Here is a 350-nt window from a genome sequence, read left to right as displayed (position 1 = left end):
GCGCAGATGCCGTCGGAGTACGGGGTGGCGTGGAGCGGCGAGGCGTTCGAGGCGAAGCAGTCGGGCGGCACCTCGGGCCTCGTGTTCGTGTTCGGTCTGATCATGGTGTTCCTGATTCTCGCGGCGCAGTACGAGAAGTGGAGCCTGCCGTTCGGCGTGCTGATGGCGGTGCCGTTTGCCCTCTTCGGCGCGCTGGTGGCGATCCTGCTGCGCGGGCTGAACAACGACGTGTACTTCCAGATCGGCCTCACGATGCTGGTGGCGCTGGCGGCTAAGAACGCGATCCTGATCTTCGAGTTCGCGGTGCTCAACCGCGAGGCGGGCAAGTCGGTGTTCGACGCGACCATGAC

Annotated in this window: 1 protein-coding gene; it reads left to right on the top strand. The window is 65.4% G+C overall.

Going from position 1 to position 350, the window contains the following annotated elements:
* Nucleotides 1–350 (top strand): efflux RND transporter permease subunit (locus SB822_RS55585; RefSeq protein ID WP_410858908.1); only part of this gene is annotated, 350 nt, incomplete at both ends.

The sequence above is a fragment of the Paraburkholderia sp. SIMBA_054 genome (genome assembly GCF_046534875.1).
Taxonomy (GTDB): domain Bacteria; phylum Pseudomonadota; class Gammaproteobacteria; order Burkholderiales; family Burkholderiaceae; genus Paraburkholderia; species Paraburkholderia hospita.
The sequence above is the reverse complement of the archived record's forward strand: the minus strand, read 5'-3'. Positions and strand labels throughout refer to the sequence as shown.